This is a genomic window from Mycolicibacterium iranicum (assembly GCF_002101705.1).
Lineage (GTDB): Bacteria > Actinomycetota > Actinomycetes > Mycobacteriales > Mycobacteriaceae > Mycobacterium > Mycobacterium iranicum.
In genome coordinates this window covers 1-19,002 of the sequence record NZ_LQPC01000042.1, presented here as the reverse complement: position 1 = coordinate 19,002, position 19,002 = coordinate 1, and the positions used below count along the sequence as shown (strand labels likewise).

The following is a 19,002-nucleotide window of genomic DNA, read 5'->3' as shown; positions in this document are numbered from 1 at the left end:
GGTCCTAGAGCTCATCCTGAATCGGCAGCAGCAGGGCGATGGCGTGACCATCCTCCGCCCGGATTTCGAATGAATCCCCCCGTTCGACGCTCAAGAGCACTTCGTCGAAGTTCTCTAGGAGGTCCTGCATTGCAATGATCTTCACGATTGGTCCAAGAGTATGAGTTCACCGGTTACATGCCCGAGAGCAGTGAAGCACCGTGAGGTCAAAGACTGCCGCAGGCGCCACTCTCGCATTCGGCCTTGTATCAGCTGGCGGAGCAGGTCAGGGCGTGGGAGGGCTCCAAACTTCCTTGACTGCTCTGCAATCCGCGACAGCTTGCGGGTCTACGACCTCGATGTCGCGAAGCACGGAATCACAATCACCCAAGGAGCACCCATGATCGGTCAGTGCCTTCATCCAACTCACCAGCACGGTCATTGAACGAGTTCCATCCTCGGAAGATCCGGTAGCCCACGCACGACCAAACGTGGCGGCCGCACTGTCGAGAAACGCTCTGTGCACCACCCGATATGCTTTGTCGAACTCCGATCGAGCCATCCAACCGTACGCAACTAGTTGCGGCACACCGATTTCGCGTTCGATGACGCTTGGGCTCGCAAGGCGAAGGGCAGCGCTCCACTGTTCACGAGCGGTAGCCGGGTATCCGTGTGGCGAAGTGGGCTGAAGCATCAGCAGGTACCGACCGCCTTCCGAGTAATCGGCCCGTCGCCAATCTGGGTCTCGCCCGGGCACCGCTATAGCCGGGGGCGCATGCAGGGTCGTGCGGTCCCAGGTCGGCGGCGGAGGCTGTAGCGAAGCAATTGCGCACACTCTTTTTAGTGCTGAGCTGAGCTGTCTCAGCCTGTTCGCGTAGTCCAGCAGGGGATAACTCTTTAGTGAGGTGTAGTTGCCGCACAGCTCAACCCCAGTTTGAACGTGGAACTCGCGCGTCCAGGCACATGCTTGATCGACGACGTTCGCCAGATACGTATGCTGCCGCGCGAGCTCGGCGCGCCAAGCTTCGCCATCTACCTCCTGAGGCAGCGAATCCATTGTCAGGATGAACCGCCTGCAGCGTCGAAAATTGCAGTGATCCAGCCGGTTCCCCGACTGTCGAGGTAGGCATGTGCTGCGGCGTAGATCATGTCTTCCAGCGGCAGGTCCGCCTGCATTGCCCCACAGTTGTCGTCAGCTATCCACCCCAGGACCACCTCAAGCGCCCGGCAAATAAGCCATTGCCCCCTGTACTCTGCACAGACGGTGTCAGTGCGTTCATCTTCCCAACCCGGCTGCACCATTCCGGTGCTGAACCATTGCTGCTGAACCGCTTCGGCGAAACGGGCGCGGTCCGAAGCGTCTACTCTGCCGTCTGCTGCAGCCGGCCATACCGAGTCGAAGTTCGGCGGAATTCGGGGGCCACCGTCGGCGACGATCGCAAGGCGCGCGTCGGAAACGATTGCTTCCGTGACCAGTTTGGCGGCTCGCTGGGTAAGCCCTCTGGCACGAAGTTGCGCTACACGCTCGAAAAGGTCGGGGTACTCCCGCTCCAATCGGTGCGGAGTATTCGCGTTGGCGATAGCGTCCCGTTTTCCGATTGAGGCGGGCATGGACATGCCGGAGCAGGTGGCCCATTCAGTACCCCAGCGTTGCGCGGCAGTCATGAGCGCTGTTACGTCAGACCAGGTGGTCGCTGCAGCGGCTAAGCGCCAGCCAGCCGGCTCCGCGGCCTTAACTTCTGCGAAGGCGATCAGTGTCGCAGCCGGATCGAGATTTCCGATCCATCGGCTACGAAAGCCCTCTCCAATAGCTTGGTCAGACCAGAGCATCCGCACGCCCCTAGGGACCACAATCCCCGCGGGGACGTAGCCCGCACCGTGATGTGTTAGCACCACAACATGCCGATCGCCAGCCGCTGAATACATCAGGCCGACGGCCCACAGTGCGAAGGTTCGGCAGGATTCGGTGGCGTACAACAGTTCCCACGCCAACCGTTTAACCGTCTGTAGATCGCTCGACTCGTTGCGCCGCCGTTCCAAGTCCCGGGCCGCCGCGGCCGCTACCCGGGACGGCAGCGTCGCGGCGGGAGTTGTCAACGCTGCCGTCGCGACCGATGCGGCGGCAGGCGCCATTGAGGTGTGAGCGCCGCCCATCAATGGGACAGCACCGGCGGACGGTGGAACTGCGGCCGGAACTGAAGGCGGCGGACCCATCGGCCCCGGGGGCAGCAAGGGTGCTGAAACCGCTGGATAGGGATTAGTACTCGACACTACCTGCGGCCCGGCAATAGACGCTGGCACGGCACCCGTGGTCGCTCCTATTGACGGATGCCAGATTCCACTCGGAGATGCCGCCGGCTGCGCCGGCGTCGCAGTGGCTACGACAGCAGGAAAGCTAGTCGTCTGAGCGCCGGTGACCGATGACAGCGGCGCAGGACCACTTGCAGGCATGACCCCTTGCAGCGCGACAGCAGGAGACGGCGATGCAGATACTGCCGGTCGTACCAAACCCGACTGCGACATTCCTCCAGTGCCCGATCCCGGTAGCGGCGATGCCGAACTTCCGAACGCGGCCAACGAGCCTATGGATGAGGAACTTCCTGGTCCGGCGAGGCCTACCCCACTGCTTCCGATGTCACCAACCGCGGCTACGGACGCAGGACTGGCGCTCTGCGCCGGGGGGTGCGGTGACAGCGTTGAAGGACCAGGGGTAGGCCCGGTGCTGACTCGCGGCGCAGTGTTACCAGACCTGGATTCGGCATCAGACGGGTCTGGCACCGAAAGACGAGGCTGCGCATCACCGGTCTCCACTGCTGCCTCGGGTGGACGCTCAGGCGATTCGTCGGATCGCTTATCGGTCGACCGATCGTCATCGGCGGTACTAAACGGATCGCCGTTCGGGGGTCCCTCCGGCAGAGGCGTAAATCCCTGGACGAATTGCACAGTTAGAGCGCGGATCTCATCGGCGGCCCCTACTGCGATTCCTCGCGCCCGCGCGGCAGCACTAGTAATGATGTTGATAGCCGCGGGACTTCTGCTCGGCACGTGTGCCAGTTGTTGATGTGCCTCAGCATCAATCGTGTCAATCATCAGCTCAGCACTCATCTGGATCCCCGCAACACTCTGCATCAGATCAGCGGCAGCCTTATCCGCGTCCGCCTTATCGTCGGCCCGAACCTGAATACGCCTGTAGGCAGCGTGCATTGCTTCGAAACCATTTGACTGCGCCACACCGACAACCTGCAAGCCGTGCAAGGCGACCCGGTGAGCATCTACTGCAGCCGCAGTCGCCACTGCCAGACGACGTTGAGCAGCAGCCCGTCCTTCAGATTGCTCGCGGGTGACCGGCCATACATCAGGCGCCACGATGAAGCGTGAATAGCTACGAGCGGGTGGTGAAGCGGCCATTAGCCGACCCCCGTTGCTTTGCATGCACTTTCAGCGGCCCGCAGGGCACTCGAGTACTGATCAACCATGTCGTTGGAAACGGAGGCGGGTTCACGGCGCAAATCTGCGTCGACCACAGCCACGATCGACCGCCGGACATCAGCGAGCGCATCAACAATTTCTCGTGGTACGCCTGGACCTAGCCGGGTGGCCATATAGTTCAACTCCGCACCCACCGCGCTGAAGTAGTAGCCCTGCACCCCCAGGCTTTGTGATGACTCCCAGTCATTGGCCCGGTCGACGCGATCGATGAAGGCGCCACGCGCAATCCCAACACCGCTCTTGAAGTTCCTCAGGCCAACACACGCCTCAATTGCCGCGTCGTGCTTTTCTGAGGGCTCCGCAGCAGACGTGGACGAGGTCGACGGCCTTATCGCGTGTTCAGACTGCCCACGTGGGAAGATATTGAGACTTACAGCGAGTGACATGATGGCAACGACGGTGCTAACGACCGCGAGGTAGAACGCCAGCTTGCTCACAGTCACTCCGCCACGGATCGAAGCTGTGTCGCGTTCAGTTCATCCACGACAACAAGGGAATTAACTGCTGCGGCCGCTGCAGTGCTCAATGCTTCAACCCGCAGAAGAAGCCCCGCCGCGTGACCCTGCTGGGCAGCGATAGAAGTGAAGTCTGCGAGGCCGGCTGCGGCGTCGATGATGGACAGCCTGCCGCTAGCGATTGGACCGGCCGGTTCAACAGACGCGGCGTCTGAACCGGCCACGCCAGCTGCCGCAATTCCGCCCCACGCGGTGGCCGGTTGCAGATCTAGACGCTCCACGACTCATAAACTACCGCTTCGCACAGACACTTCGCCACAGCTGAGCACACATTCGTTCAGCGGATAATCCCAGTTCAGTGGGCTGATCTGCACTTTCAAGCAAACAGGACACTGCCAGCCGCGTCATGTCCAGAACGTTTGATTCCAGCCAAACTCTCATATGTCAGGATCAGTCACGCTGGTATTGATGCCGCCGCCTGTTTGCATGGCCAGCCATGCCCCATCAAGTGAAGGCGGAACACGACATGCTTAGCATCTGACGGGGTAGCGCCGAGCCAGGGTACGCGTTAACTCCTATTTGGATAGACCACTTTGCCGAGTTCTCGGGCGGCCTCAAATGTGCTGCGGTCCAACTCTTTACGCCGTGCCCGCTCAGCCACACTCGACAATAGTATTTTCATGGCATCCGCGTTCTGGAGCGCGAATTCTACTGCGTCGCATGCGGAACGAATTACCGGAGCGGTGGCACCGTGTTGTTGTGTACTCGATGCACTTCGGACGGCAGCACGAGGAACCTCGACGATGCGAATCGGTTCTCCGTGCCGCTGTGCTGCTGTACGCGCCGCCGAGGCGTCTCTGCGGCACGTGTCAGAGCAATAGCGACGCGGACGCCCCCGCCGGGAAGTGACTTCGGGATCCAGCATGACCGCATCGCAACGGACGCACCGATTCGGATCGGATGTCGGGTAGTTGTCCGCTGCGATCGGTTGATGATGGTCAACGCCAACTGCGCTATGGCTCCCCAAACTTGCGCCGTTTGCGCTTAGAGCCGCGGCGTTTCGAGACTCCGTTGCACGCTGCGCGCCGCCCTCGTCAGCACGCGCTCTGCGAAGGACATTTTGGAGGTCGCGAACCTCGACCTCCGCAAGAGTAGCGATCGACGCGATCGTCTGACCGCGGTCCCTCATCCGCCCGGTAACCGTTTGCAGGTTGACAAAGTGACTCACACGCTTGCGGGCTGCGTCCATGCGCACGTTTTCATTCACTTGATCGAGGCGATCACTCTCCCAAGTGTCAACGGCGCGCAGCCGCTGGAGCAGCACACGAACCGAGGCGGCATCGTCTACGTTGGCACGTTCAAGGCTCGCGCGTTTCTCGTTCGCCCTGCGCTGCGCTTCCACCGCACGCTTGCGCGCCCGCAACTTCCCACTTCCGCTCATAGACGCAAACGTAGGACGGGCCGCGCGCTATCGTCCACCACCGCAGCCACATTCGCGAGCAACTAGGGCTGGCTGGTCGGAATGTCCGAACTGCCTACGATGCCACCGCGCCGTCTACGCAGGGAGAGTCGGTTACTCCACCAGTCAGCGGCAAGCCGATTAACCGTCAGTCGTCGACGGTTGTTCGCCCTCACGGCGGCTTATGTAGTTGCCCCGCGCCGCGCGCCTCTCTGCGTCGGCGGCATCAGCGTTGAACGTGGCGGCGAACTCTGAGTACTTGACGTCGAGCAGGTGCTCGTCAGGCGGCGCCGGTTGCACGGCGGCTAAATTGGTGAGGGCGTAGTAGGCGTAGCGGCTGTCGAGACGGTTTTCCGGCACCAAGGTGATTAGCCGTGGCGTGAGGCCGCACTCGGCCGCCAAGTTCCAAAACTCTTCGATGGTGAAGGTGGTGGTCGATGCGAGGTTTCGGTCGTAGGCTGTCCCGGCGAAGCCGCGGGTCCGACGATCGCTGGTGTGGTACTTGATTTGGACCAGCGCCATGCCTCCGGGGGCCAACACGGTGCGGGCGATTTTAAGGATGGCCCTTACCGCGTTCGCGCCCGTCGTTAGCTCGATCACGTATAGACACAGGAAGACATCGCAGCTGCCCGCCAATCCGACGGTGGCTTGTTCGGGGCAGGCAAGGTCGATGCGCCGTGTCTCGACGGGTGTCGTGCACGTCGCGCGGACTTGTCGGACGCATTCGTCGAGGTTTTCTTGGGAGATGTCGGCGGCGATGAACCGCTGCGCATGGGGGGCGAAAGCCACGGCATTAGCCCCGCCGCCGGCGCCCCACTCCATCACCGTGTTCGGGCTGGGCGAATTAAGGGCTCGGGCGAAGGTTTCATAGATCTTCCAGTGGTCAACACCAACCTCCAGCCAGGCTTGATCACCGATTCCGCTGCGCCAGTGTGAGTTCGCTTCCCAGGCCGATCCAGTGGGCTCAGACCAGTAGCGGGCGGCTTGCCCGGCGATCCGGTTCCGGAATCGCCGCCTTCCCGCTGCTGCCAGCGCTGCTGCCAGGATTCGCTCGCCTCGCACTGCCACGTCGATACCTCCGGCCAAGGACTTGTTTCCGGTTGGGCTGACAGTAACCGGCCTTCCCTGGACGTGGCCGCCTTCGACGCCGGACGGACCCCGCACCAGTCGCCGCAGTCTAGGACTCGATGATCATCCCGCCGATTGGAACGGGTGTCGCGTCCACACCAGTCAGCTAGGCAACCGGGCGCCGACGATCGCTAGCGGCACACCACTGCGCCTCCAGTGACACCTCCGGGCAGCTTGTGGGCCAGCCAGCGCGGGGCCGGTGGCTGAGCGGGCAAGGAATCCTCGGACAGCTATCTGGAGGCTGTTGGCGCTGCTAGAGGGCACGACATTGTGCGGCGCTGAACCCGCGGTGGTGCGCGCATCTGCAATGATCGAGCGAGCGGCATTGTGCAAGGAGGGGGCCATGGCGAGGTCTGACCTGGTGATTGATCTGGTCGAGGCGCAGCAGCGTGGCGACGTCGCCCGCTTTCGCATGCTGGTGGAGGCGATCATCGCCGAGGAGCGCAACAATCAGCACCATCTTGTGGCTGATCGTCTGTCCGAATTGATCACCACTGCCGGTGCTCGCAGCCTGCTCGCCCGTGATGACACCGCCCGCCAGGTCGCTGATCTGGTCACCGAAATTGTGCCTAAGCGGCGATTGTCAGAGGTGCATTTGGCGCCTGCCGTCACGGCGGCGGTGACCGAGATCATCGAGGAGCATCACCGTAGCGAGCTTCTCCGCAGCCACGGCCTGGAACCGCGTAACCGCATCCTTTTGGAAGGTCCGCCTGGTAACGGTAAAACCTCGCTTGCTGAAGCGTTGGCAGCGGAGTTGATGGTGCCGTTCTACGCCGTGCGTTACGAGGGAGTTGTATCTAGCTTTCTTGGAGAGACAACGAGTCGAATCGATCACGTTTTCGAGTTCGCAAGGACTCGGCGCTGCGTGCTCTTTTTCGACGAGTTCGACACCATCGCCAAGGAGCGCTCCGACGCGCACGAAACCGGCGAAATCAAGCGCGTCGTTTCGACGTTGCTACTACAGATCGATCGCTTGCCCTCCCATGTGGTCGCCGTCTGCGCGACCAATCATGGCGAACTGCTCGACCGCGCGGCATGGCGCCGCTTTCAGGTGCGGTTAATACTGCCTCCCCCGTCGCGCGTACAGGCCACGGCTTTTCTCGAGCAGCTGCGTATGCAGCTCGGCGGGAACCTCGGTATGGCGCCGCGCACCCTCGCCGACAAGCTCGCCGGCGCCAGCTACGCCGACATTGAGGAGTTCGCGCTGGATGTCATACGGCGCTATGTGTTGTCGCTACCCGATGGCCGTGTCGAGGATGTGGTGCGCGAACGGCTCAAGCAGCGCAACGCCATGAGGGAGATGTGACCTCTGTCCTCCGGCGCCCCGCACGGTGACGCGCGCTGTCCCGTCGACACTCTGAGCCGTTTCCGGACGCGAACAGCGACGTGCGCTACTGCCGCATCGGCGAGGTCTCAAGAGGAGCCGGTGTTGGTTATCGCCAAACGGCGGTGGTTGAGACTCGCAGACGAAGGGTCGCATCGAGCCATCTACGTAGGACGGCAGTAGTTGATGACGAATGAATCTCGGTCGTATTGAGATGTGGCCTCATGCAGCCAGTGTCGGGGGTGGCGCTGTCATCCTGGTTCGGTGGCGCCTAGGACAGCGAAGAAGACCGACAGCCGGTTAGCGGCTCGGCTTGCCGCGCTCGCCTCACTAGGTGCTTCTGTCATCCATTTCGCCGTCGTTCCCGCCCACTGGCAGGAATGGATGCCAGCGGGCCTGTTTTTCGCTGCCATCGCGCTGTTCCAACTGTTGTGGGCGCGGCTAGTACTCACCCGTACCACCACCCCGGTGCTAGCTCTTGGCATCTTGGTCAACCTTGCCGTTATTGCGCTTTGGTCCGTGTCGAGAACCGCGGGAGCGCCGCTCGGGCCCCACGCCGGTCAAGCCGAACTGATCCAAGCCGCGGACCTATGCGCGTTGCTGCTTCAGATCTATGTCGTCATGGGCGCTGGCTGGGTCTGGCACCGCGGCCTTCAAGGAGAACCGGTGCCCGCCTTCGGCAGTGCCATGGTGCTCCTGGGCGCGATTGGGATCGTCACGTTGGCGTCCACAGTGGGCGCTGCCTCTGGTCTACGGCACGGCCACCACGCCCCAGCCGGCGCTGAAGCAGGGGCTCATCACCACGGACCTGGTGCAGAGCAGACTGACGACCATCACAGCCATCCTGAACCATCCCCTGCAGCGCCCGCTGGGGAGCCCGCCTCCGATGATCACGGAACCGGTGCAGAACACGTCGACGACCATCACAATCACGATCCGGAGCCGACGTCTTCCCCGCCTGCCGTGCGCCCAGTCGAAGCTCCTGCACCAGGCGCTGGCTCTGGCGGCGCGCCTGAGCAGGCTACGCCCGTGCCCATCAGCGAGCCGCTTCCAGCGGCGACGCCGCTAGACGACCACCAAGACCACGACCATGTGCATTGACCTACGTCTGTATGGCCAATCCACGGCCTGACGGCTAGTTTCCGCCCGTCAGGTCTGCCCGCCCGATGGCGTCGCCCGGATGACGCACGATGTCGAGGGCCGACATTCCGATGCCGTAGGTGGATAACCATCGCCTCGGCCGGACTGCGATGAAGCACAGCTCAGCACTCTGAGAGACGATGCGCTCCTCGGCGGCGAGAATGCGACGGAGAAACCAGTCCGCGTGGAATGCCCCTCGCGCGTCGGCGTTTTCGTGGTTCAGTATTGTGGCCGACCCCGCAAACTGCACAGCTGCCGGCGGCATCATGGGGAGAAAGCGGTGCGGCACGGGAATGACGAAGGCTACCTGTGGGCGTCGTCGAATGTTTTTAACCTTGACGTTCGTAGTACGGGTCGTGATGTACAACGTCAGGTTTGTGCCTTCACCGGCCGCTGCGTACGTGACGGCCGTCGCGTGGGGGTTGCCGCTGCTATCGAGCGTCGACAGGGTGCCGAACGACCGTCGTCGAATCGAATTTTCGACAGTGGCGAGGTCGGTCACTGGTGCTCCTTCCTCCGCTTCCCCGGCTCCGATTGGGTGGCTTGTCGCTCAGCTACACGCCGTCTACGGCGCATCCGAAGGTACCGGCGGTCGACGGATAATTGAGAATTCGACCGGCGACTGCATTTGCTTTCTTCGTGCGAAGCTCCACATGGTTGGGAGCGGCGATTCGAACTTCACATGGTCGCCGGATGCTCCACATGGTGGGCCGTCCCCTAACGGTTGAGAACGGCGCGGGTGCTCGCCTCGGGCGTCAAATCGAGGCGGCGCAGAAGTTGCGCGTTGAGCGCGACGACGATCGTTGACAGTGACATGAGGATGGCGCCGACCGACATGGGCAGCACGATGCCGATGGGTGCCAGCACACCAGCAGCCAGGGGCACAGAGATGAGGTTGTACCCGGCGCCCCACCAGAGATTCTGTTTCATCTTGCGGTAGCTGGCGCGGGACAGCTCGATGACCGACAGCACCGAGCGGGGGTCGGAACTGGCCAGGATGACACCGGCGGAAGCGATGGCGACGTCAGTGCCGGCACCGATGGCGATGCCGACATCGGCCTGCGCCAAGGCGGGGGCATCGTTGACTCCATCGCCGACCATGGCAACCTTCTTGCCCTCGTGTTGCAGGGCAGCAACTTTCGACGCCTTGTCTTCGGGGCGCACCCCCGCGAACACCCGGTCGATGCCCAGCTGGTGGCCGACACTATTGGCGACGGCTTCGGCGTCGCCGGTGATCATGACGACTTGCACGCCAAGCTTGTGAAGCGCATCGACGGCTTCGCGGGATTCGGGGCGGATCTCGTCGGCCAAGCGCAGGCCGCCGAGCACCTCTCCGTCGCGGATGACGTGCAGAATGATGGCGCCTTCGCCGCGCCACGCGGTGGCCGCGGGGACCTCCTGGGCGCCGACTTCTTCGAGAAGTCGGGGGCCGCCCACTCGGATTTCGTGCCCGTCGACCGTCGCAGTCACACCGACGGCAGGAGAGGACGAGAAGCCGCTGGCGCGCGGCACCGTTAATCCCCTATCCTCGGCGGCTTTCACGATGGCCCGCGCCAGGGGGTGTTCACTGTCGGTCTCGGCGGCGGCGGCGAGCGCGAGCACGATGTCGCCGTCGTCGTCTCCGGTCGCCTCGACGGCGGTGACGGTGGGTTCGCCTTTCGTCAGGGTGCCGGTCTTGTCGAACAGCACGGCGTCGACAGTGCGCATACCTTCCAGGGCCAGCCGATCTTTGATCAAGACGCCGCCTCTGGCGGCGCGTTCGGTGGCGATGGACACGACCAGTGGTATCGCCAGGCCCAGCGCATGAGGGCAGGCGATGACCAGCACGGTGATCGCTCTTACCACCGAGGCATCGGGATTGCCGACGATTGTCCATGCCGCCGCGGTGATCGCGGCGGTGATCAGGGCGAACCAGAACAGCCAGCCGGCGGCCTTGTCAGCAAGGCGCTGGGCACGCGAGGACGAATTCTGCGCTTCGGTGACTAGGCGTTGGATGCCTGCTAGGGCGGTGTCGTCGCCGGTGGCGGTGATCTCGACCCGAAGCCCGGAATCGGTGGCGACGGTGCCGGCTGTGACGGGATCCCCGACGCCGCGGGTAACGGGCCGGGATTCGCCGGTCACCATGGACTCGTCCATGTCGGCGCGTCCGTCGACGATCTTGCCGTCGGCAGGGATGCTGCCGCCGGGTCGGACTACAACGACATCGCCGACGTGCAGGTCGGTCGGCGAGACGGTGACGGTGCGGTCGCCGTCGATCTTCTCGGCTTCGTCGGGAAGTAGTGCGGCCAGTGAGTCCAGCGCTGAGGTGGTCTGGGCCAGCGAGCGCATTTCTACCCAGTGGCCGAGCAGCATGATGACGATGAGAAGGGCGAGTTCCCACCAGAATTCCAGCTCGTGGTGGAGCAGGCCCAAGCTCGCGCCCCAGGACGCGAAAAAGGCGACGGTGATCGCCAGTCCGATCAGGAGCATCATTCCTGGTTTGCGGGAACGGACCTCGTTCAGCGCACCGGTGAGGAAGGGGCGGCCACCGACGACGTACATCACTGTCCCGAGCAGGGGCGCGATCCAGCGTGCGCCGGGGAAGTCGGGGACGTCGTAACCGAGCAGCATCGCGAACATGGTCGAGAACGCGACGACCGGTATGGCGATGATCAGGTTGATCCAGAAGAGCTTGCGGAATTGGGCCACGTGGTCACCGCCGTGGCCGCTATGGCCAGTGTGGCCGGTGTGATTGTCATGGCCGTGGTGTTCGCCGTGTGGGTGGGTGTCAGGGTGTGCGCTGGGGAATTGGTGGTGGGCGTGCCCGCCAGGGTGGGATGTTGCTACGCCGTGGTCATCGCGGTTTGTCATGTTCTTTCCTTAGGGGACTTCGCGTTTCAGTCGACGCGCATTGATGATGTGGGTGTTAGGAACGCACCAAGCGGGCGATGGCTTCAGAGGCTTCTGTGAGTTTGGCGTCAGCGGCCGGTCCGCCGGTGGCGGCGGCGTCACGGACGCAGTGGCGAAGATGGTCGTCAAGCAGTGCCAGCGCGACGCCTTGGAGGGCTTTGGTGAGCGCGTCTGTTTGGGTCAGGATGTCGATGCAGTACCGCTCCTCTTCGATCATTCTGCTGATGCCGCGGGCTTGGCCTTCGATGCGCTTCAACCGCTTGAGGTATTTGTCTTTATCGGTGATGTAGCCGTGGTGGGTGGTGCCTGTTGAGGGGCAGTGCCTGGTGTTGTCGGCGTGGGTCATGACGCTTTCCTTGTGCGTGGTGGTGACTAACTTCGGGTGCCCGGCGAGGAGTGCGCGACGAGGGTCGCGGTCATGCGGCGGAGGCATACTTGTCGGGGTCGCGGTCGAAACGTGGTCCGCATCCCTTGCAGCAGAACCAGTAACGCCGACCGCGATAGTCACGGAATAGTCCCGCCGCTTCGGCGACCGTCTTGTTCACCGGCGTGCCGGGCATCACGGGGCAGGTGGTCTCGTTCTGCGATCCGAGGTCAAGCAGGTTCCTCGCCGTAGGGTCGATGGGTGAGGTATCGATTTTGTCGGCTGCGCCGCTGCAGCAGCAGGCTGACGTGCGGTTCTGATTCTCGGACATTGGTTCTCCTCACAGGTGGCGGTGATTTAACTGGTGGTGTCGGCGGAAGTGGTTTTGAAGCGGCGCAGGCGCAGGCTGTTGCCCACCACGAAGACGCTGGAGAATGCCATTGCGGCTCCGGCCAGCATCGGATTGAGCATGCCCAGTGCTGCGACGGGGATCGCTGCGACGTTGTAGGCGAACGCCCAGAACAGGTTGGTTTTGATCGTCGACAGTGTTTCGCGGGACAGCCTGATCGCGTCAACGGCGCTGCGCAGATCACCGCGCACCAGGGTGATGTCGGAGGCCTCGATGGCGACGTCGGTGCCGGTGCCCATCGCCAGACCGAGGTCGGCTTGGGCGAGGGCGGGCGCGTCGTTGACTCCGTCGCCGACCATGGCGACCGTCTTGCCTTCGGCTTGGAGGCGTGCGATGACGTCAACCTTGCCTTCGGGCATGACTTCGGCGATGACGTCGTCGATGCCGACTTCGGCGGCGATCTGTCGAGCGACGGCTTGGTTGTCGCCGGTGAGCAACACGGGGGTCAGCCCAATGTCACGCATCTGCGAGATTGCCTGTGCGCTCGTCGATTTCACGGTGTCAGCGATGACGAGTACACCGCGCGCCTGCCCGTCCCACCCGACCGCTACCACGGTCTTTCCCTGGGCTTGCGCGCGGGCCTTGGCGTGGGACAGATCCGGGCTGAGGTGTTGCGCCCAGTCGGACAGCAGTGATTCGCGCCCAACGATGACGGCGTGTCCATCCACGATGCCGTGGACGCCTTTACCTTCGACATTCGCGAAGTCCTCCGGAACGGGCAGGGCCTGGAGTTCCTCGGCCGCCGCGGCGGCGACGGCTTGGGCGATGGGGTGCTCGGAGGCGTTCTCCAGGGCGCCGGCCAGTCGAAGCAGCTCCGCGCGTTCGGTTTCCGGCGCTGTGATGACATCGACCAGCGTCATTTTGCCGGTGGTGACGGTTCCGGTCTTATCCAGCATCACGGTGTCAACCTTGCGGGTGGATTCGAGCACCTCGGGACCTTTGATCAGCACGCCGATTTGTGCGCCGCGACCGGTGCCCACCAGCAGGGCGGTGGGCGTGGCCAGCCCGAGGGCGCAGGGGCAGGCGATGACGAGGACCGCGACCGCTGCGGTGAACGCGGCGGCGACTGAGAATCCCGCGCCCAGCCAGGCGCCGAGGGTGATCACGGCGATAGCGATGACGATCGGTACGAAGACGCCGGAAATGCGATCGGCCAGGCGTTGCACTTCGGCCTTGCCGGTCTGGGCGCGTTCGACCAGCTGGGCCATCTGCGCGAGCTGGGTGTCCGAGCCGACGCGAGTGGCCTGCACCACCAGCCGACCGCCGGCGTTGACGGTGGCACCGACCACGGTGTCGCCGGTAGCGACTTCCACGGGTACCGCTTCGCCGGTCAGCATCGAGGCGTCGACAGCCGAGGAACCGGACACCACCACGCCGTCGGTGGCGATCTTCTCCCCCGGGCGCACGATGAACTCGTCGCCAACCACGAGTTCTTCGATGGCGATCTTGGTTTCCGTCCCGTCGCGCAGGACGGATACGTCTTTGGCGCCTAGGTCGAGTAGGGCTCGTAGTGCCGCTCCGGCCTGCCGTTTGGACCGCTTCTCGAAGTAGCGTCCGGCCAGGATGAACGTGGTTACGCCGGCGGCGACTTCGAGGTAGATGTTGGCGGCGCCATGCGACGGCGCCAGGGTGAACGCGAAGGGATGCTTCATACCCGGCGTGCCGGCGCTGCCCAGAAACAGCGCATACAGCGACCACAGGAACGCTGACACGGTGCCCAGCGAAATGAGCGTATCCATGGTCGCGGTGCCGTGTCGCAGGTTGGCCCAGGCGGCCCGGTGGAATGGCCATGCTGCCCACACGACGACGGGGGCCGCCAGCGTGAGCGACGCCCACTGCCAGTACGTGAACTGCAGCGCCGGGATCATCGCCATCGCGACGACCGGCACCGTCAGGACGGCCGAGGCCCTCAGGCGGTGCCGCAGCGAGGCCAGTTCGGGGTCGGCGGTGTCCGCGGCGTGCGGGGTGTCACCGGATGCGTCGGAGGGCATCGGCGTGCGCGGTGTCGGGAGCGCGGCGGTGTAGCCCGTCTTCTCCACCTCGGCGATCAGCAGCGCCGGATCGTATCCGTCAGGCACCGTGACGGTGGCCTTTTCCGTCGCGTAATTGACTGTCGCGGCCACGCCGTCGAGCTTGTTGAGCTTGCGCTCGATGCGGTTGGCGCAGGAGGCGCAGGTCATTCCCCCGATGCGAAGTTCCACACTCGGGCCAGACACCGGTGTCGATGTCGTCATGAAGCCACTGCCTTTCAGTTTCTGATTCGGACGGGATAGCTCAGTGCCCGCCGGCATGGCCGGCGTCACGCGATGGCTCTGGCGCGGGCTCGTTGGTGCCACCGGGTGCGGCGTCGACGACGAAGCTGGCGGTGTGCACGGTGTCCTGGACTTTGAAGTCGAGGTAGAGCAGGTAGCGCCCCGCTGTGGGTGCGGTTGCCGCGAACGACACCGCAGGCCCACCGGTGCCGCCCGGTACCGGCTCGGCCCCCTCAGGGTGCACATGTAGATACGCCAGGTCTCCCTCACGCAAGGCGACGAGATGGCCGTAAGCCCCCAGGTAGGGCTGCAAGGTCATCACCGGCCGGCCGTCGCGCGTGACTGTCGCGGTGAGTTGGTGGGAGACGCCCGCGGTGAGTGCACCGTCCAGTTTCACGGTGTATCCGGCGATGTCATCCACGGTGCGTGTGGCACTCGCCACCGCCGGGACGAACGCGCCGGCCACCTGCACGGTTCGGGTGAGGGTGAGTTTGGCGCTGCCCGCCCCTGCGGGTTGGAAGTCGGCGAACACGCGGTAGGTGCCGGCGGCGTTCCACGTCCACGGCGTTGACCACGTGCCGGTGGCCGCGTCCAGCCTTGGGTGTACATGGGCGAAGTGCTGGCCGTCGGAACGGACCAGGATGAGGTGCAGTTGCTTGTCGTGCACGGTCGCGTAGTCCAGCAGCGGCGTGCCGCCCGGGTCGACGATGGTGAAGCTCATCGTTCCCCGATCGTTGGGTGCGCTGGGGGACCGCACCGGGCTCAGGACGTATCCGTCTTCGGCCAACGACAACCCCGGCGGGTCGGCGAAGGGATCGACTGGCGACGCCTGCTCGGTCGGCGGCGCGCTGTGATCCGCTGCAGCATCGGAAGTTTGGGTCTGGGGAGATGTCGCCGCGGTATCAGGGACGACCGCTGCGGCGGTGACGTATGCAGCCGTGAACGCCACTGCCAGTCCGGCGCCAAACGCTGTCAATCGTCCCGCGGCGTTCATGCGACACGCACCGCCGAGTAGCCGGCCTCGTCGACGGCGTTGAGGATCTGCGCGTCGTCGACGGGACGGCTCGACGTCACGATCAGGGTGCCGGTTTTGGCGCTAACTTCGACGTCTTCAACTCCGGCGACCTCGCTGACCTCTTCGCGCACCGACAGCTCGCAATGTCCGCAAGTCATTCCTGTGACGGCGTACGTGCTCGTGCTCATCACCAATCTCCTATCCTCGACGGGTGTAGATACCCCTACCGGGTATACGTAAGAGAGCATATACCCCTTGGGGGTATGCTTCAAGGGTTACTTTCCGGGGTCATTGGTTTGGTGTCGACGCGCGTAGCGCTATCCCGGAACGACGGGAGGGATCAGTTGGTGGTGCGCGCGTTGCACGTCGGAGATGATGGCTGGCCCCTCATGGGGGAGGTCGTCGGGCGCGGCGAACTGATCATCATGCTTCATGGTGGGGGTCCGGATCACTACAGCATGCGACCGCTTGCTGACCGGCTCGCTGGCCGGTATCGCGTTGCGTTGCCTGACATTCGAGGGTACGGAGCATCGCGTTGTCCCGACCCGACGTTGCACCGATGGGATCAGTACGTCAGCGACGTCATTGCGATCGTTCACGCGCTCGATGACACCTGCGCCCACCTTGTCGGCGCCGGACTGGGCGGCACCATCGTTTTGCGGACGTGCCTCCAGCACCCCCGTATCGCCCGGTCGGCGGTGGTCATCAGTGCTGAAGCGATAGAGGACGATGCGGACAAAGCCGCAGACACCGATCTGATGGATCGTTTCGCCGAGCATGCCCGTTCCCGCGGTCTGCAGGCCGCCTGGGAATTGTTCATTCCTGATCTTCAGCCGCTGATCGCCAACCTGGTCGCTGAGGCTATTCCGCGCGCTGACGCCCACAGTGCGGCGGCCGCGGCGTCAATCGGTCATGACCGCGCCTTTGCAACGGTCGAGGACCTCCGGCGCATCGACACTGCGACGCTCGTCATCGCCGGCGACGACATCCGTCACCCCGAGTGCTTGGCCCACAGCCTCGCCGATGTCCTTCCACGAGGGGTCCTCGCCGAAGTTTCGATGTCCCGCCAATTCGTCAACGCTGAGGACATGGCACACGCTTTCGGCCCAGCGATCGAGAACTTCCTTCGCAGAACATCGGACCGGGACACTCGGGTCCATAAAGACTAGGCACTAAGGACGGCGGCAGCAGTGAGGGGCCTCACGCTCCGGCGGCAAGCCGCTCGGGGGCAGCCTGTCGCGGTGCTGTCAGCCGCAGCAGGACTTTCCCTCGCCGGCCTTGCCTGAGCGGCGCCCACTAGTGACACGACCCACCGCGCACAAAGCGATGCATTTGGCGATCGACCGTGCGGTCTGGCTTTGCACGAGCTGCCGAAATCTTTCTTGTACGCTCACCAGCGATACGCCTTCCAGTCGTCGGGCTACCCGCCCCGGGTGATACAACGAAGGTACCCCTGAGGGGTATACGGTACAAGGGCAGCCCGAGCTAGGCGCGGCGGTGGGTGACTGGCCCACGGCGCATATCCTGCATTACCCGTGGCGGCGGATGGCTCCACGCCTGATTCGATGTTCCCCGTTGCTGGCGCCGCGGTAAGTCGATTAATGGAAGGCCGTAGCATCGATTCGTGGCGATGATGCGGGATGGCGGTGGTATCACCGGTGAACCGCACTGGGGCGGGACTGCACTGCTGCGACCTGGGGTGTTGGCGTTCACCGGATCGATTGGCACCACCGACCTACACGCCCACCATGCCGTCCAGATTGTCACCGCAACAACACCTTTCACGATGCGTGACGAGCACGGCAACCAGCATCGCGGCACCAAGGTGGTCGTGCCCGCCGATGCGCCACACCGAGTCGAAGTCGGCGCGCCGGAGGGCACCGTAGTGTTCTTGGAACCGGAGTCTGCCCCAGGGCGCTCGGCGCACCTGCGCGCGCTTCGGTCCGGCTGGACTGTTGCTCCGGTGTTGACGTTCACCCGCCGACGTCCGTTGGCCGTCGTGGTCGACGAGCTGATCGATGTCCGTTCTCATTGAATCTGGGGCACATTTACTAGTCTGACCTGCATTGCCCCAGATTGGATGAGAATTTCGATCGCGACGTTTCTCATTGAATCTGGGGCTACCCTGCTTCCGCGCCCGGCTGCGAGCGCAGCAGGGTAGCCGGAATGGTCTCCTGTCGATTCCGTTGGCTCGGGTACGTCTTCGGTATAACTACTGTGATCGTGTCTCTCGTGACACACGATCATGATTCTGTGGTGCGCTCGCTCGTGTTGGTAGTTCGGGTGCCGGCTGCGGCCTTTGAGCACCTTGGCCACCGCCCGTTTTAGATTGTCATAGCGGATACGGGCCGGGACATCACCAAAGTGGTTGAACGCCAACACATGCCGATGCAGGAGCGCCTCCTGGCCCTGAGTGGTGAAGTTGCTCCGAGCTAGAGGGCGAACGCTCCGCCTTTGATGAGGATGAGGGCCCCGATTGTGATCAGTGCAACGGGCAGAACGATGTGGCCCCAGCGTGAGAGTGCTTTGGCGATGATCGGGTGGGAGGCGAAATATCGGCCGGCCGCGCACCAGATGGCCACACCGATGAGGAACACGATGATGTAAACACCGATGGTGGCGATCGTTGAGACGGCGAAGATCGGAACGTACACGCCGATGTTGTCGCCGCCGTTGGCGAAGGTGATGACTGCGACCTGCCAGGTGCCAGGCGTCAACAGTGTTGCGGGATCATCGGTCGGCGCCGGTTGGGTGCGGCGATCCCGCCAGGCCAGCCATGCCGCCCGCAGCCCCAACACGATGGGCAGCAGCCCGAAGTACGGCAGTGCGGCTGGAGGAAGCAGCGTGGCACCCAGGAGTGCGCCGCCGACCGAAACTGCCAAGATGGCGGTGAAGCCGAGGTACTGACCGGCGGTCACTCGGATGGCTGCGCCACGATGACCGGGCGCCTGGCCGAACATCACCGCGAGGACCACGATGTCGTCGATATTGGTGATGGCGAAGGTGGCGATCGCCTGAACGAGGGCTCTGTTGCAAAGATTGGCGGCAGTCAGAGGTAGGCTGTCGCTCTGCGCCGATCAGGCGGCTGCTGCGAAATGG

At 63.7% G+C, this 19,002-nt stretch carries 16 protein-coding genes and 1 pseudogene; 4 read left to right on the top strand and 13 right to left on the bottom strand.

What is annotated here, in order from left to right; all coding sequences use genetic code 11:
* Positions 1-4: 4 nt before the first annotated feature.
* From AWC12_RS31150 to AWC12_RS20045, 5 genes are all read right to left on the bottom strand, one after another.
* The gene (locus AWC12_RS31150) at positions 5-145 is read right to left on the bottom strand and encodes a hypothetical protein (protein ID WP_156448508.1); all 141 of its coding nucleotides are present in this window, start codon (positions 143-145) and stop codon (positions 5-7) included.
* 893 nt (positions 146-1,038) lie between these two features.
* Positions 1,039-1,809 carry a hypothetical protein gene (locus tag AWC12_RS31680; protein ID WP_234814103.1) on the bottom strand — a complete coding sequence of 257 codons (771 nt, stop codon included), beginning with the start codon at positions 1,807-1,809 and terminating at the stop codon, positions 1,039-1,041.
* Positions 1,810-3,386: 1,577 nt separating this feature from the next.
* Positions 3,387-3,905 carry a hypothetical protein gene (locus tag AWC12_RS20060; RefSeq protein ID WP_024444586.1) on the bottom strand — a complete coding sequence of 173 codons (519 nt, stop codon included), beginning with the start codon at positions 3,903-3,905 and terminating at the stop codon, positions 3,387-3,389.
* 586 nt (positions 3,906-4,491) lie between these two features.
* A complete protein-coding gene (locus AWC12_RS20050; protein ID WP_073683280.1) occupies positions 4,492-5,364 on the bottom strand; it encodes a hypothetical protein in 873 nt (290 codons plus the stop codon).
* Positions 5,365-5,523: 159 nt separating this feature from the next.
* A complete protein-coding gene (locus AWC12_RS20045; RefSeq protein ID WP_234814102.1) occupies positions 5,524-6,450 on the bottom strand; it encodes a class I SAM-dependent methyltransferase in 927 nt (308 codons plus the stop codon).
* 403 nt (positions 6,451-6,853) lie between these two features.
* Here AWC12_RS20045 and AWC12_RS20040 point away from each other — a divergent pair, with 403 nt between their 5' ends.
* Both AWC12_RS20040 and AWC12_RS31675 read left to right on the top strand, forming a co-directional pair.
* A complete protein-coding gene (locus AWC12_RS20040) occupies positions 6,854-7,816 on the top strand; it encodes an AAA family ATPase (protein WP_024444588.1) in 963 nt (320 codons plus the stop codon).
* A 234-nt stretch (positions 7,817-8,050) separates the two neighbouring features.
* A complete protein-coding gene (locus tag AWC12_RS31675; RefSeq protein WP_081659898.1) occupies positions 8,051-8,935 on the top strand; it encodes a hypothetical protein in 885 nt (294 codons plus the stop codon).
* Positions 8,936-8,969: 34 nt separating this feature from the next.
* Here the strand turns inward: AWC12_RS31675 and AWC12_RS20030 are convergent, their stop codons facing one another.
* The 7 genes from AWC12_RS20030 to AWC12_RS20000 all read right to left on the bottom strand — a co-directional run bounded on the left by AWC12_RS20030 (position 8,970) and on the right by AWC12_RS20000 (position 16,091).
* Positions 8,970-9,476, bottom strand: coding sequence for a pyridoxamine 5'-phosphate oxidase family protein (locus AWC12_RS20030; RefSeq protein WP_024444589.1), 507 nt, complete (start codon positions 9,474-9,476; stop codon positions 8,970-8,972).
* Between the two features lie 215 nt (positions 9,477-9,691).
* Positions 9,692-11,824: a heavy metal translocating P-type ATPase gene (locus AWC12_RS20025; RefSeq protein WP_024444590.1), complete on the bottom strand. Its 2,133-nt coding sequence runs from the start codon at positions 11,822-11,824 to the stop codon at positions 9,692-9,694.
* A gap of 55 nt (positions 11,825-11,879) precedes the next feature.
* Positions 11,880-12,209: a metal-sensitive transcriptional regulator gene (locus AWC12_RS20020; protein WP_011856766.1), complete on the bottom strand. Its 330-nt coding sequence runs from the start codon at positions 12,207-12,209 to the stop codon at positions 11,880-11,882.
* Between the two features lie 70 nt (positions 12,210-12,279).
* Positions 12,280-12,558: a YHS domain-containing protein gene (locus AWC12_RS20015; RefSeq protein ID WP_024444591.1), complete on the bottom strand. Its 279-nt coding sequence runs from the start codon at positions 12,556-12,558 to the stop codon at positions 12,280-12,282.
* A gap of 26 nt (positions 12,559-12,584) precedes the next feature.
* The gene (locus AWC12_RS20010) at positions 12,585-14,870 is read right to left on the bottom strand and encodes a heavy metal translocating P-type ATPase (RefSeq protein WP_024444592.1); all 2,286 of its coding nucleotides are present in this window, start codon (positions 14,868-14,870) and stop codon (positions 12,585-12,587) included.
* Between the two features lie 40 nt (positions 14,871-14,910).
* Positions 14,911-15,882, bottom strand: coding sequence for a DUF8832 domain-containing protein (locus AWC12_RS20005; RefSeq protein WP_085176555.1), 972 nt, complete (start codon positions 15,880-15,882; stop codon positions 14,911-14,913).
* Positions 15,879-16,091, bottom strand: coding sequence for a heavy-metal-associated domain-containing protein (locus AWC12_RS20000; protein ID WP_011856847.1), 213 nt, complete (start codon positions 16,089-16,091; stop codon positions 15,879-15,881). The genes AWC12_RS20005 and AWC12_RS20000 overlap by 4 nt, the downstream gene beginning before the upstream one ends.
* On the opposite strand from AWC12_RS20000, the gene AWC12_RS19995 reads away from it, so the two are divergent.
* Together AWC12_RS19995 and AWC12_RS19990 are read left to right on the top strand one after the other, a co-directional pair.
* On the top strand, positions 16,047-17,072 hold the full coding sequence (locus tag AWC12_RS19995; RefSeq protein ID WP_337360676.1) for an alpha/beta fold hydrolase: 1,026 nt from the start codon (positions 16,047-16,049) through the stop codon (positions 17,070-17,072). The two genes, AWC12_RS20000 and AWC12_RS19995, sit on opposite strands and share 45 nt — an antisense overlap.
* A gap of 461 nt (positions 17,073-17,533) precedes the next feature.
* A pseudogene (locus AWC12_RS19990) lies at positions 17,534-17,923 on the top strand (AraC family transcriptional regulator); the annotation flags it as partial.
* Positions 17,924-18,335: 412 nt separating this feature from the next.
* Here AWC12_RS19990 and AWC12_RS19985 read toward each other — a convergent pair.
* Positions 18,336-18,890 (bottom strand): cadmium resistance transporter, encoded by a 555-nt coding sequence (locus tag AWC12_RS19985; RefSeq protein ID WP_420087728.1) that lies wholly within the window; start codon positions 18,888-18,890, stop codon positions 18,336-18,338.
* Positions 18,891-19,002 lie beyond the last annotated feature (112 nt).

Coding starts and splice junctions, on each gene's coding strand:
- AWC12_RS20050 (WP_073683280.1), bottom strand. CDS start 5,364: ATGAGCGGAAGTGGGAAGTTGCGGGCGCGCAAGCGTGCGGTGGAAGCG.
- AWC12_RS19995 (WP_337360676.1), top strand. CDS start 16,047: ATGTCCGCAAGTCATTCCTGTGACGGCGTACGTGCTCGTGCTCATCAC.
- AWC12_RS20005 (WP_085176555.1), bottom strand. CDS start 15,882: ATGAACGCCGCGGGACGATTGACAGCGTTTGGCGCCGGACTGGCAGTG.
- AWC12_RS20015 (WP_024444591.1), bottom strand. CDS start 12,558: ATGTCCGAGAATCAGAACCGCACGTCAGCCTGCTGCTGCAGCGGCGCA.
- AWC12_RS20020 (WP_011856766.1), bottom strand. CDS start 12,209: ATGACCCACGCCGACAACACCAGGCACTGCCCCTCAACAGGCACCACC.
- AWC12_RS20000 (WP_011856847.1), bottom strand. CDS start 16,091: ATGAGCACGAGCACGTACGCCGTCACAGGAATGACTTGCGGACATTGC.
- AWC12_RS20025 (WP_024444590.1), bottom strand. CDS start 11,824: ATGACAAACCGCGATGACCACGGCGTAGCAACATCCCACCCTGGCGGG.
- AWC12_RS20040 (WP_024444588.1), top strand. CDS start 6,854: ATGGCGAGGTCTGACCTGGTGATTGATCTGGTCGAGGCGCAGCAGCGT.
- AWC12_RS20010 (WP_024444592.1), bottom strand. CDS start 14,870: ATGACGACATCGACACCGGTGTCTGGCCCGAGTGTGGAACTTCGCATC.
- AWC12_RS31680 (WP_234814103.1), bottom strand. CDS start 1,809: ATGCTCTGGTCTGACCAAGCTATTGGAGAGGGCTTTCGTAGCCGATGG.